This window comes from Lactococcus cremoris subsp. cremoris KW2 (genome assembly GCF_000468955.1).
GTDB classification, from domain to species: domain Bacteria; phylum Bacillota; class Bacilli; order Lactobacillales; family Streptococcaceae; genus Lactococcus; species Lactococcus cremoris.
In genome coordinates this window covers 1,563,464-1,577,345 of the sequence record NC_022369.1, presented here as the reverse complement: position 1 = coordinate 1,577,345, position 13,882 = coordinate 1,563,464, and the positions used below count along the sequence as shown (strand labels likewise).

At 34.4% G+C, this 13,882-nt stretch carries 10 protein-coding genes; 9 read left to right on the top strand and 1 reads right to left on the bottom strand.

Annotation, left to right across the window (positions count from 1 at the left end; all coding sequences use genetic code 11):
• The first annotated feature begins 63 nt into the window (after positions 1–63).
• Positions 64–687 carry an NAD-dependent epimerase/dehydratase family protein gene (locus tag KW2_RS07410; RefSeq protein WP_021037511.1) on the top strand — a complete coding sequence of 208 codons (624 nt, stop codon included), beginning with the start codon at positions 64–66 and terminating at the stop codon, positions 685–687.
• 33 nt (positions 688–720) lie between these two features.
• Here KW2_RS07410 and KW2_RS07405 read toward each other — a convergent pair whose 3' ends face one another.
• Entirely contained in the window at positions 721–2,061 is a 1,341-nt protein-coding gene (locus tag KW2_RS07405) for a hypothetical protein (protein ID WP_021037510.1), read from the bottom strand.
• Between the two features lie 210 nt (positions 2,062–2,271).
• On the opposite strand from KW2_RS07405, the gene KW2_RS07400 reads away from it, so the two are divergent.
• The 8 genes from KW2_RS07400 to KW2_RS07365 all read left to right on the top strand — a co-directional run bounded on the left by KW2_RS07400 (position 2,272) and on the right by KW2_RS07365 (position 13,880).
• On the top strand, positions 2,272–3,078 hold the full coding sequence (locus KW2_RS07400; protein WP_021037509.1) for a hypothetical protein: 807 nt from the start codon (positions 2,272–2,274) through the stop codon (positions 3,076–3,078).
• Between the two features lie 187 nt (positions 3,079–3,265).
• Complete coding sequence (gene clpB, locus KW2_RS07395) at positions 3,266–5,869, top strand: ATP-dependent chaperone ClpB (protein ID WP_021037508.1); 2,604 nt, start codon at positions 3,266–3,268, stop codon at positions 5,867–5,869.
• A gap of 109 nt (positions 5,870–5,978) precedes the next feature.
• Complete coding sequence (locus KW2_RS07390; protein ID WP_021037507.1) at positions 5,979–7,529, top strand: type I restriction-modification system subunit M; 1,551 nt, start codon at positions 5,979–5,981, stop codon at positions 7,527–7,529.
• Positions 7,526–8,275 carry a Fic family protein gene (locus KW2_RS07385; protein WP_021037506.1) on the top strand — a complete coding sequence of 250 codons (750 nt, stop codon included), beginning with the start codon at positions 7,526–7,528 and terminating at the stop codon, positions 8,273–8,275. Before KW2_RS07390 ends, KW2_RS07385 begins: the two co-directional genes overlap by 4 nt.
• A complete protein-coding gene (locus tag KW2_RS07380; protein WP_021037505.1) occupies positions 8,268–10,547 on the top strand; it encodes an AAA family ATPase in 2,280 nt (759 codons plus the stop codon). The genes KW2_RS07385 and KW2_RS07380 overlap by 8 nt, the downstream gene beginning before the upstream one ends.
• Positions 10,537–11,784: a restriction endonuclease subunit S gene (locus KW2_RS07375; RefSeq protein ID WP_021037504.1), complete on the top strand. Its 1,248-nt coding sequence runs from the start codon at positions 10,537–10,539 to the stop codon at positions 11,782–11,784. Before KW2_RS07380 ends, KW2_RS07375 begins: the two co-directional genes overlap by 11 nt.
• On the top strand, positions 11,762–13,042 hold the full coding sequence (locus KW2_RS07370) for an AAA family ATPase (protein ID WP_021037503.1): 1,281 nt from the start codon (positions 11,762–11,764) through the stop codon (positions 13,040–13,042). Before KW2_RS07375 ends, KW2_RS07370 begins: the two co-directional genes overlap by 23 nt.
• Positions 13,032–13,880, top strand: coding sequence for a DUF4435 domain-containing protein (locus KW2_RS07365; protein ID WP_021037502.1), 849 nt, complete (start codon positions 13,032–13,034; stop codon positions 13,878–13,880). The genes KW2_RS07370 and KW2_RS07365 overlap by 11 nt, the downstream gene beginning before the upstream one ends.
• The last annotated feature ends 2 nt before the right edge of the window (positions 13,881–13,882 follow it).

Sequence of the window (13,882 nt, the reverse complement as noted above, 5' to 3'; positions counted from 1 at the left end):
ATTATTTTTTATTAGTTTCCTTAATATGTTAGGATAAGAAATAAAAGCAAGTGAGGTGAGCAAATGATTATTACGATTGTTGGAGGAACTGGACTGGTCGGTCAAGGTATTTTCAAGGAACTTGCCCAAGTTGCAGCTTATGAATTACACAGTTTATCAAGACATGGTAAATCTAAAGAGAATCTAGTTGAGCCAGTCATTTACCATGCTGCTAATCTAAATGAAACCGGTGATTGGCAAGAACTTTTACAAAAATCAGATTGGGTGATTGATGCGGTAGGAATTCTATTTCCTAGCAAATCAAAGGGAACAACTTATGAAAAGAATAGCCTTCAACCAGCAAAAATAATTATTGATACAATAGTTGACTCAAAAAATCAGTGTCTTTTTATTTCAGCAAACGATGGTCCATTTTTTATGAATGACTATATGAAAGCCAAAAAAGAAGTGGAAGCTTATGGTCAAAAATATTTAAATTCAAGATTTATTTCGGTTTTTCCAGGAATTGTTTATGATGCTTCGCGAAAAAGCAGTTATTTTCCAGCACGCCTATTGGAGCTGCTCGTGAAAATTCCGATTTTTTCTTTCTTAAAAAGCTATCGTCCGATTAAGAGAAGCCAATTTGCTAAAGAGATTCATAAAATTATCGAAGGAAAAGAAAGTGAATTGACCACTCGTATTAAATAAAAAACTCATGCTTAGACATGAGTTTTTTCTAATTTACTTTGATTTTTTAAGAAGTGGAACTATTTTTGGATAAATAAGATAAGCGATGATAATTAAGATAATCAATGATGTAGCAATAAGATTCCATGATTTCATTAGTTCAATACTTCGAGCTGTAGGAATAGGAGTTGAAGTAATAACGAACAAACTCTTGATAGATAAGCCGTTTTTCATGATGATAAGTGAACCTAAAAGCATTAACAAAAATTGGTGAAGAATACTTCCGATATTTTGAATGGTATATTTTACCCAGATGCGTTTATCTTCAACGATGTTAACAGTACTTTCATAGTCTTGAGTTAAGCTTGAATTTAAACTTCCTTTAAATAAGCTGGTAAGAAATAAACCTAGAGCAAATAGAGGACTAAAAACAATCAAAAGTAACCCTAGAAAAATTCCGATTAAAGAATAGGTTTTGACATTTTTTCCAAGCGACTTTTTGATCTTAGAGGTGAAGATAATTCCTAAAACATAAGGGAGATAAAACTGTAAAAATAAATGCTGATGACCATAAAAGCCAGCGACATACAAAGAACAAAAAAGAAATAAATAATTTCCCACTGCCCCATTAATAGCTGTCAAATATGATAATTTACGTGGAATATTTCTTTGAATTTTATTTTTGAAAAAATTCGTAGCGACAATATAGAGGGTGACCAAAAAGAAAAATCCGAAAATGAAATAATCAAATTCTAAACTATTGGCAAGTAGTCGACTTGAGCGTAATAGAAAGAGGCAAACAAAAAATAAAGCAAATAAAATAAGATATTTATAGGAGGCTTTTTCTAAGTCATTTGGATCAACTTTGTAATTGTCCAAATTTCCAACTAATTGGAAGGAGAGAAGATAAACTATTCCATAGAAGACAAAGAACAGGGGATATTTTAGAGAAGGCGGGAAGACAAAAGAAAAGCCAAGGGCTAAAAACAAAAGTAAACTAATTAAGGTCTTTCCTTTGATAAGCTGGTTAGTATTTTTTAGATAATAGTTTACGGAAGTGTTTGACATCGGCAACCAAGCTGCACTTACTCCTAGAAAAATACCGGCCAAAGTATAGAAAGGAAAGTAAAAAGAACCAATAAATCCAAGTAAACAACCCAATAAACCGGCGTACAATGAAATTTTTAAAAGACTATAGCTGTTGATTCTTGTTTTTATTCCCCTTATAAAGAATATGCCAGTCATTCTGAAAGTATAAAAGAGCAGAAAAGGAAGTAGAGCAAGAAGTGAGATTCCTTTGGCAATTTGAATAAAAATCATGAATGGAAGAACAATAATCGTATTACTTAGTATTAAGAGGGCAGACTTTCCCAAAGAATTTAGTTGTTGAGTCATTTTTCTCCTATCTTTTCTTTGTTAAATATGACATCTAAGTCCATTATAGGGCAAAATGTATTAAAAAGACAGCTTCACTTTTTTATATAAAAAAAATAAGTGACGTCTCCCAGTTTTTTGTAAAATAAAAAAATTAAATTGACAAAAAATTTATAAAAGAATATAATATTAGCAACATAATAAAAGCGCTTTCTAAGGAGGAAGTAGATTATGAAAAAAATATTATTGACTTTATTAATAGTTGGAACCACCCTCGCAGTAGGATTTCGAGTGAGTGCCGATAGTATGGTCTATCGTCTCTATAATCATAATACCGGAGAGCATTTTTATACTACGAGTGCAACTGAGCGAGCAGTTGATATTAGTGCTGGTTGGACTGATGAAGGATTGGGTTGGGTAGCACCAGATAAAGGGATAACCGTTTATCGCCTTTATAATCCCAATGCTGCGGGTGGAGACCATTACTACACTAAAAGTAAGTATGAAGCGCAGTCTTTAGTAAATAAAGGCTGGAAGTGGGATAATCAAGGAAAAGCAGTTTTTTATTCAGGTGGAAATTTGCCGATATATGTTGCTTACAACCCCAATGCTCAATCTGGAGCTCATAATTACACGGGAAATTTATATGAAGAAAATAACTTAATTAATATTGGTTGGAAATATAAAGCAGTCGCTTGGAATGCTGTCAGTTTGTCAGTAAATCCTTCAAATAATTCTTTGCAGGAAATTGCTGATGCACTGAACACAGCAAGTTCAAACATTGTGAATGAAAGTGGGGGAATATTTAACAAGGTGAATGTTAGCGCTAGCGGTAACATGCTTGTTGTCGATTTTACTTTTTCTCGAAATCTTGGTTCACTCAGTCCTGATAAAATTCAAGATTTGAAAAAACAATTAACCCCTTTACTTACTGAAAATCAATCAATTTTCCAAAATGCGGGGATTTCCAATTTATCAATTAAGTATAATTTCAGAAACCCTGATGGAAGCCTTGTTGCAAGCATTGTTTATCCTTAAAACAACTTATTTTACTTATAAATATTAAAACTACTGACAAAAATTCTGTCAGTAGTTTTTGTCTATAATAAAAGCCAAAAAACGAGTCAAAAAGTTTGACCATTACTGACCAATGTATTATAATTAGAATGTAGTGAGAAAAAGATAACAATCACTACCAACTATGAAATCGAAATGAGGTGTTTTTATGGACATCGAAAAAATGACAACAACGATGCAAGAAGCACTTGGTTCAGCGCAACAAATTGCGCAAGTTCGTCATCACCAAGTGATTGAAGTTCCACATTTATGGCGAATTTTTGTTCAACCTAATAGTTTTGGGGCGAACTTTTATAAAGATTTAGGGATTGACCTAGATGACTTTACAAATTTAATTGAAAAAGAAATTGATAAAATTAATTCAGTAGAAGGTTCAAATATTACTTATGGCCAAAACCTAAGTCCAGATTTGTTCCAAGTATTTACTGAAGCAGATAAAATTGCGCAAAAAATGGGCGATGAATACCTATCAACTGAGATTATTCTCCTTGCCCTATTTGAATTAAAACAAAATCCATTGACCGAGTATTTGGTCAACCATGGACTAACAAAAGCAAAAGCGCAAGCTGCGATTGAAAAATTACGTGGAGGTGATAAAGTGACCAGTCAAAATGCAGAAGAAACATACAAAGCACTTGAAAAATATGGGGTTGATCTCGTTGCTCAAGTTAAATCAGGCAATCAAGATCCCGTCATTGGACGTGATGAAGAAATTCGTGATGTCATTCGAGTGCTCTCTCGTAAAACAAAAAATAACCCCGTTCTTATTGGTGAACCTGGGGTTGGTAAAACGGCCATTGTCGAAGGATTGGCACAAAGGATTGTCAGAAAAGACGTTCCTGAAAATCTAAAAGATAAAACAATCTTTTCACTGGATATGGGTGCCTTGATTGCAGGTGCAAAATATCGTGGTGAATTTGAAGAACGCTTGAAAGCTGTTCTCAATGAAGTAAAAAAAGCTGATGGACAAATTATCCTTTTCATTGATGAACTTCATACCATTGTCGGTGCTGGTAAAACAGAAGGTTCAATGGACGCTGGTAACCTTTTAAAACCAATGCTTGCGCGCGGGGAACTCCATTTGATTGGGGCAACTACCCTTGATGAATATCGTAAATACATGGAAACGGATAAAGCCCTTGAACGTCGTTTCCAAAAAGTATTGGTTACTGAACCTACCGTTGAAGATACAATTTCAATCTTGCGTGGTCTAAAAGAACGTTTTGAAATTCACCATGGGGTGACCATTCATGATAATGCTTTAGTTGCAGCAGCCACATTGTCAAATCGTTATATTACAGACCGTTTCTTACCAGATAAAGCCATCGACTTAATTGATGAAGCCAGTGCAACAATTCGTGTAGAAATGAATTCACTGCCAACTGAACTTGACCAAGCCAATCGTCGCTTGATGCAATTAGAAATTGAAGAAGCAGCCCTCAAAAAAGAACGTGATGATGCTTCTAAGAAACGTCTTGAAATTATACGTGGTGAAATTGCTGAACTTCGAGAAGAAAATAATCAACTCAAAGCCCAATGGGAGGCTGAGAAAAAAGAAGTGGGTAATATTTCTGATAAACGAAATGAATTAGAACATGCTCGTCACGAATTGGAAGAAGCCCAAAATGAAGGAAACTTAGAAAAAGCAGCAGCTCTTCGTTATGGTAAAATTCCTGAAATTGAAAAAGAACTCAAAGCCATTGAAGAAAAAGCAAAATCAGATGATTTATCTTTAGTTCAAGAATCAGTCACTGAAGAACAAATCGCCGAAGTGGTTGGACGGATGACTGGTATTCCAATTACCAAATTGGTTGAAGGTGAACGTGAAAAATTACTTCACTTACCAGAAACACTTCATCAAAGAGTTGTCGGACAAGATGAAGCTGTTGAAGCCGTATCTGATGCCATTATCCGTGCGCGTGCAGGAATTCAAGACCCTAACCGTCCACTTGGCTCATTCCTCTTTCTTGGACCAACTGGGGTAGGTAAGACCGAACTTGCGAAAGCATTGGCTGAAAATCTCTTTGATTCAGAAGAACATATGGTTCGGATTGACATGAGTGAATATATGGAAAAACACAGCGTGTCACGTTTAGTCGGAGCTCCTCCAGGATATGTCGGCTACGATGAAGGAGGTCAATTGACCGAAGCCGTTCGCCGTAATCCTTATACCATCATCTTGCTTGATGAAATCGAAAAAGCACATCCAGATGTCTTCAATATCTTGTTGCAAGTTTTAGATGACGGACGTTTGACCGACTCTAAGGGTGTTTTGGTCGATTTTAAGAACACAGTGTTGATCATGACTTCAAATGTCGGTTCTCAATATCTGCTCGATAATGTTGGAGAAAATGGTGAAATTTCTGAAGAAACAACAGAAAATGTGATGTCTCAACTTCGCGCGCATTTCAAACCAGAGTTTTTGAACCGGATTGATGATACCATCCTTTTCAAACCATTGGCGCTTGAAGATATCAAGAACATTATCCTTAAAATGACCAGTCAACTCTCACATCGTCTTGAAGAAATGGACGTTCAACTTGAGTTGAGTGAAGAAGTAAAAACTTGGATTGCTGAAAATGCTTATGAACCTGCTTATGGTGCACGTCCACTCAAACGTTATTTGACAAAAGTCATCGAAAATCCATTAGCCAAATTGATTATCGGTGGAAAAATTCCACCAAAATCAAAAGTTATTGTAAGGCTTGTAGATGGCAAAATTGACTTTGATATTCAAACGATTGCTGAATAAATATTTCAAACCGTTAGCTGATGCTGGCGGTTTTTTGGTTCTTTTTCAAGCTGACTAATATTTGATAAAATGGTAAAATAAGAGCAGTATAAGAAATCTGGAGAAAAACATGACCACACAAAATCAAAGACAAGAACTACAACGAAATATCTGGTCTATTGCTGACCAAGTCCGCGGTGCTGTGGACGGCTGGGACTTTAAGCAGTACATTCTAGGGATTTTGTTCTACCGTTTTATCAGTGAAAACTTTCAAAATTATATAGAAGCAGGTGACCCAGAAGTTCACTATGCGGATTACCCAGATGAAGCGATTAGCACTGAGATTATTGATGACGCAGTAAAAACGAAAGGTTATTACATTGCACCCAGTCAGCTTTTCTCAAATGTTGTTAAGACTGCACGTGAAAATGATGATTTAAATACAAAGCTAAAAGAAATTTTCGCCGCCATTGAAGCAAGTGCGGTGGGCTATGCTTCTGAAAATGATATTAAAGGCTTGTTTGATGATTTGGACACGACAAGTAATCGCTTAGGAAATACGGTTGCAGAGAAGAATAAACGCTTAGCTGATGTTCTTGAAGGAATCGCTAAACTAAATTTTGGTCGTTTTGAAGATAATCAAATCGATCTTTTTGGTGATGCTTATGAATTTTTGATTTCAAACTATGCCTCAAATGCAGGTAAATCAGGTGGGGAGTTTTTTACCCCTCAATCTGTCTCAGCACTCCTCGCTAAAATTGTCATGCTGGGTAAAGATGAAAACAATAAAATTAATAAAATCTATGACCCTGCCTGTGGTTCAGGCTCTCTTTTGCTCCAAGCCAGAAAACAATTCTCAGAACACATCATTGAAGAAGGGTTCTTTGGTCAAGAAATCAATATGACCACTTATAACCTTGCACGGATGAATATGTTTTTACATAATATCAACTATGATAAATTTGATATTAAACGTGGGGATACGCTTATCAATCCGCTGCATAGTGATGACAAACCCTTTGATGCGATTGTGTCAAACCCTCCTTACTCCATCAAATGGATTGGCTCAGATGATCCGACTTTGATTAATGATGACCGCTTTAGTCCAGCAGGTGTTTTAGCACCCAAATCAAAAGCAGATTTTGCTTTTATCATGCACGCCTTAAGTTATTTGTCAGCGAAAGGACGGGCAGCTATTGTCACTTTCCCAGGGATTTTTTATCGTGGGGGGGCTGAGCAAAAGATTCGTAAATATCTGATTGATAATAACTTTGTGGAAGCCGTTATCCAATTACCCGCCAATCTTTTCTTTGGAACAAGTATCGCCACTTGTATCTTGATTTTGGCAAAGAATAAGCCGAATACTGATACTTTTTTTATTGATGCCAGTAAAGAGTTCAAAAAAGAAACCAATAATAACATCTTAACGCCAGATAATATTGGTAAAATCCTTACTCATTTTGATAAAAAAGAGGAGTTAGGTTATTTCTCAAAAGCTGTCAAATTTGATGCGATTGTCGAAAACAACTATAATCTCTCAGTTTCTAGCTATGTGGAAGCAGAGGATTTGACAGAGAAGATTGATATTGACGTGCTTAATCAAGAGATTAAGACGACTGTTGAGAAAATAACAAAACTCCGGTCTGAGATTGATGAGATTGTGCAGGAGTTGAGCAAATGAAAAATCAGATTTTAGAGAAATTGCTAGAAGAACGAAAAAATGGGCTTAAAGGTGGGCTCTATCACAAAACGCAAGTCAGCTTGACTTACAATTCTAACCGAATTGAAGGTAGTAAGCTGACCGAAGAACAGACGCGCTACGTCTTTGAGACGAAGACGATTGGTTTTGATGCGGACGGTTTGCCAGTCGATGATATCATCGAAACCAGCAATCACTTTCGAGCATTTGACTATCTACTTGACACGATTGACGAAGGTTTGAGCAAGAAAATCATTAAGACTTTTCATAAAATTCTAAAAGAAGGCACGAGCGACAGTCACAAAGCTTATTTTAATGTTGGCGACTGGAAGAAAATTCCTAATGAAGTGGGCGATATTAAAACCAGTCTGCCAGAAAATGTGGAGCAGGACATTTCAAGTCTTCTTGATGATTATTTGGCAAAGTCAGCAACCACTTTCAATGATTTAATTGCTTTTCATGAGCATTTTGAGCGGATTCATCCTTTTCAAGACGGAAATGGACGTGTTGGACGTTTGATTCTTTTTCGGGAATGTTTGAAGCAGAACATTGTGCCTTTTGTGATTGATAATGATAAGAAGTTGTTTTATTATCGCGGTTTACTTGAGTTTGCGACTCAGCCAGGCTATTTGATTGAAACTTGTTTGGTGGCGCAAGACGTTTATAAAGAGTGGGTGGAGTATTTTTATCCGGAGATTGGAACGAACGAAGGTGGAAAAAATGAGTGAATTAACAATAAATTTGGCTCAACATCAGTTTGATGATGGAAGTAAAATATTTTCTGATGCAGATATTTGTCTGAAAAATAAAAATTTTATTTTTGCTAAGAATGGCTCGGGGAAATCAACGTTGTCAAAGATTATCAAAGCACAGAAACAAGCAGATTTTGATGTACAGATTTTTAATGGCTTTTCATCATTGATTGGAGAAAATGAAAATCTTGATGCTTTTGCATTAGCTGTGAATGCTGGGGAAAATGAAGAAAAAATCAAAGAAAAATCTCAGCAAGTTGAGGAAAAGACAAAAGAGTGGAATTCTATAAATGAGCAAATCACTAAACCTGAAGCTGATGGCGAAAATTTGTTTACGAAACTTGAAAAGGCACAAAAAGTTTTCAAAAACAAAGATGAAACAATAAAATTTTTCCGTACTCGTGCAGCTAAACAAATTAGTGAGAAACATAATCCTGTAATCGTTGAAAATGCTAGAAGCTATCAGGCTCCCAAGTTTAAAGGTGAAATATCAAAAGCGAAACTCCTCCAAAATACTGAGATTGAACAATTCAAACAAACGCTAAAAACGGAAGAAAAAACGGCAAATAAAATAATTTATCATAGTCCTGATTTCGACAAGTATTTGAAGTCTGTGAATGAAATCCTTGCAAGTAAAGTTGAGGAAGAAATTGCTATAGAACGAATCAGCGACAATCAAGCTAAACGCCATTTTGCTGAACAGGGACTAGCGATATATAAAGATACTCATAATGAAATTTGTGCGTTTTGTGGCAATGTCATTGAAGATACCAAACTTGAGGAATTAAAACGTTACTTTGATGCAGATAAAGTTAAAGCGTTGAAGGATAGAATTATAAATGGAAAGTCTATAATAAGTCAAGAAATTGAAAAATTAAATCAGGTTAATATTGTAGTATCTGACTTCTACCCATCACTTAAAGGCAAAGCAAGTGAGCAGAAAGCTAATATTGATACACTTAAGCGAGAACAACTAAATAATTTTTGGGATATATTATCTAAAGCACTGGATGATAAGGAAAAGAATTTATTTGAGGTTTCAGATGATTTACTTATTTCTCTACCTGAAAACCTAAATTTTGATGATTATAATGATTTAGTTGATGAGAATGATACATTTACCCAAAATTTTACTGATGAACAAATTAAAGCAAGAAACGAATTGCGTTACCATGAAATAAAGGTTTTACTTGATAATGAAAATTATGCAGTCGAAATTTCTAAATTAGCAAACCTTAAAAGCTCACAAGATGCAGCTCAAAAAGCAGTAGATGATCAAACCGCAAAGGCAAAAGCGCTCGAATTAGAAATTTCAACTTTGCAAGCTGAAATTGAGCAACTGAAACCCAAGGCTGAGCAACAGGCAATAGACCATATTAATGAGAAGCTGAGACAGAGTGTTCCGTGGGAACTGCATTTTGCTGGAAGCGAAGATGAGGGTTACTATAATGTTCTCCAAGATGCTAAAGAAAGAAGTGTTAAGCTTCTTTCTACGGGAGAGAAAAATATTATTGCCTTTCTTTATTTCGTTGAAAAGTTGGAAGAAGTAAAAGAAGAACAGAATGGTAAGCCCAAAATTATTATTTTTGATGACCCAATGAACTCTAATGATGATACGATGCAATATTTGATTATCACAGAACTTCAAAAGTTGTATCAATCGACAAAAGATGGGTATAAGACTAAGTTTAATCTACAAAGAGACCATTTGATTATTTTAACTCACAATGTTCATTTCTACTTGAATGTTCAACCCCAAGGATATTATAAAGAGAATAAAATAGATAAAAATGAAGATGGTTCTCTTAAATTAAATGGAGCTGGAAAGCCAAAATTAATAGAAACTTCAAAATATGATAAAAACAATTTTTATCGACTACAAGACGGAAAATTTAAGTTGATAAAAACTGAAACAGATGATTTCAAGACTAATTATGATGCAATTTGGTACGAATTACAGTCCTTAGTTGATAATGATTTACGAAACTCAATGCTTAATTCAATGAGGAGAATTATTGAAACTTATATTGGTTTCAATTCTTTGAATCGAGATGAATTTTATAAAGGAAAGGAGCAATATTTGAAGCTCTTTAATGTAAATTCACATTTAGCGATTGAAAATATCTCTGCAGAATCTTTTACGGAGTCTGCAGAGGAATTAAAGCAACTTTTCAAACAACTTTTCATTGACAATAATGCTGAGGACCATTTCAAGACTCATTGGAAAGAGGTGCAAAATGAACAGTAGTCTTTTGGAACTGATACAAGGTGCTGATGTGGAATGGAAACCTTTGGGAGAAATAGCAGAACTAAAACGTGGCAATGGTTTACAAAAGAAAGATTTTGTGGAAATTGGTAAACCAGTAATTCATTATGGTCAAATTTATACACACTATGGGAATTTTGCAGATTCTGTAATTTCGTATGTGAAGTCCGAGCTTTTTGACAAACTTGTCAAAGCGGAAAAAGGCGATGTGATTATTACAAATACCTCTGAAAACTATGAAGATGTAGGAACTGCTGTCGGCTGGCTGGGCGATTATGAAATTGCAACTGGCGGACACGCAACGGTTATCAGTCCAAATAGAGAAATCTTAGACGGGAAATATCTTGTTTATCTTACAAAAACTAACGATTTTCAAAAAGAAAAACGAAAATTGGCTAAAGGAACAAAGGTAATAGATGTTTCCGCAACTGACATGTCAAAAATTAAAATCCCCATCCCCTCCCTCGAAATCCAGCAAAAAGTGGTCGAAATACTTGACAAAATGACAGATTATGTTACGGAGCTGACGGCGGAGCTGACGGCGGAGCTGACGTTACGTCAAAAGCAATATTCTTACTATCGCGACCAGCTACTGACTTTCCCAAGTCAGAGTGACTCTGATGAGTCACTCATGGTTCGTTGGACGACATTGGGGGAAATTGGTGAAAATCTTGACTCTAAAAGAAAGCCAATTACTAAGAATAATCGTGAAGCTGGAGAATATCCATATTATGGAGCTTCTGGCATTGTAGATTATGTTAAAGATTATATTTTTGACGGAGACTATCTTTTGATTTCGGAAGATGGTGCGAATTTACTTGCGCGTTCAACACCGATTGCATTTTCAGCAAGTGGTAGAATGTGGGTAAATAATCATGTTCATGTTGTCAAGTTTGATAATTATGCAACTCGAAAATTTGTAGAATATTATTTTAGTAAAATTGATATTAGCAAATATATCTCAACAGCTGCACAGCCAAAATTAACGCAAGAAAATTTGAATAAAATCGAAATTCCTCTACCCTCTCTCAAACTCCAGTCCAAAATCGTCGAAATCCTCGACAAATTCCAAGCTCTGACAGAGAACGTGTCAGGACTTTTGCCTGAGGAAATCACTCTTCGTCAGAAACAATATGCCTATTACCGTGAACAGTTGTTGAATTTTAAACATATTAAAAAAGAAAAAGGGAAATTAAATGATAAAAAAATTAGAAATTGAAAATTTGTTTGGGAGATTTGAATATGTTATTCGAATGGAACAAGGAGGAGTAACTATTATTACGGGACCGAACGGTTATGGGAAATCGACTATTCTTAATATAATAGATGCTATCAGCAATAAAAAAATAGGATTTTTCTTTAAACTAGAATTTTCAAAAATAAGAATTTATTTTGAAGATAAAAAGAAATTTGAAATCTCGAAAAAGAAAGGGGAAATATTTTTTAACGCTATTCCTTTTACTCCTAAAGACCCTGGGTTTCGAAAGTTATTTTTTAATATAAGGCATAGAGCGCCTTATTATCGACAATTTAGCGATACAGAGATTATTGATATAAGAAATGATAGGATTATGTCAGTATATGATTTTTTTGATGAAGATGATGTTGAAAATATGTTTGATATCATGAACAGTAGTGTTGAAATGGATCCAGAAAAAACTAGATTACATGAAATTGTTCAGATTTTAACTCAAATGACAGAATTAAGTGGTAAAACAAGATTAGTTTCAGACCAGAGATTAATAAAACGTACTTATGATAGAAGGGGGAGAGAAGAGGATAACTCTGATGCCGTTGTTGAACTTCCAAAATTATTGAGGGAAATCATAGAAAAAGTATCAAGTCAGTATTCAACTGAAGCAAATAAACTTGATAGTACCTATCCTAGCAGATTACTAAAATCAGTAGATGGAATTAGTAAATCAGAGTATGAAAAAAATTTATCAGAAGCTCGTTTAAAATTTGAAAAATTAAAAGAATATAATCTGACAACGATATCATTACTAGAAGAGGGAATTTTTGATGAAAAATATGCAACCGCTCTGAAAATATACTTTGATGATTTCTCTGAAAAATACAAAGTTTTTGAAAAATTGATTAATCAGTTAGATTTATTTACTAATATAATCAATAGTCGTTTGACTTTTAAAAAACTTGAAATTTCACGGGAGGTGGGTTTAATAATAAGAGATAATGATCGAGAGCTTGAATTAAATAAATTATCCTCAGGAGAAAAACAAGAAATTGTGTTATTTTTTGATTTAATTTTTAATACAGATAATTATGACCTATTGCTAATTGATGAACCAGAGCTATCTTTACATATTATTTGGCAACAAAAGTTTTTAGATGATTTATTAAAAGTTACTCACATGAATGATTTGAAAGTAATTATTGCTACACATTCTCCTCAGATCATAGGAAATCACCGGGATATACAAGTAGATTTAGGAGGACTCTATAACAATGAGCAGTAACTCAGTTTTTGATGCAGTTACATCAGACTCAATCGCCAATGAAATAATAATGACTTTGAATGCAAAGCCCAAAACACCAATTATTGTTGTTGAGGGGATAGATGACATAAATTTACTTAAAACTGTAAAGTCAGAACAAACAATAATTCTGGAATCATCAACAGGGAAGTCAGGGGTTTTTGAAATCATTGAAAAATGCGAAAGGGTTATTAATAGGAACGTGATAGGAATTTGCGATAGAGATTTTGACGTACAAAAAAATTCAGAACAAGAAAATATATTTTATTATGATTATTCTTGTTTGGAGATGATGGTGTTCTCAAACGATGGGGTGTATAAAAAAGTTCTCGAACAAATTGATGTTGATGTCGATGAGAACTCTAGGTGTAAAGTTTTACATAGATTTGAAAGTATAACTATATTGAGAAAATGTAACTTTGAGAACGGAAGTGGCTTGAATTTTAAGGGGGTAACTCTGTCAAAACTCATTAGTAGTGAAGAGAGAAAAATCATTCTGGATGAACTTATTAAGATGATTGATTCGTGTACCCCGAAAGTAGATTTTAATAAAAAGGAGAAGATATATATGAAAGCTAGGCTAGAAGCTAGAGAAGATAGAACTGAGGGTGAATTATTAAATCTAACACAAGGGCATGATTTTATAGAAATCTTAAGAGATTTAAATAATAAGTCAACAAGAAAAAAAGTAAGTGAAGATACAATAAGGAGAATCATGAACAGTGCATATACTCTTTCAGCTTTTATGAAAACTAAATTGCACTCATCAATAACCGATTATTCAACTTTATCATTTTTTAGAGATAAAGAATTAGGATAGAA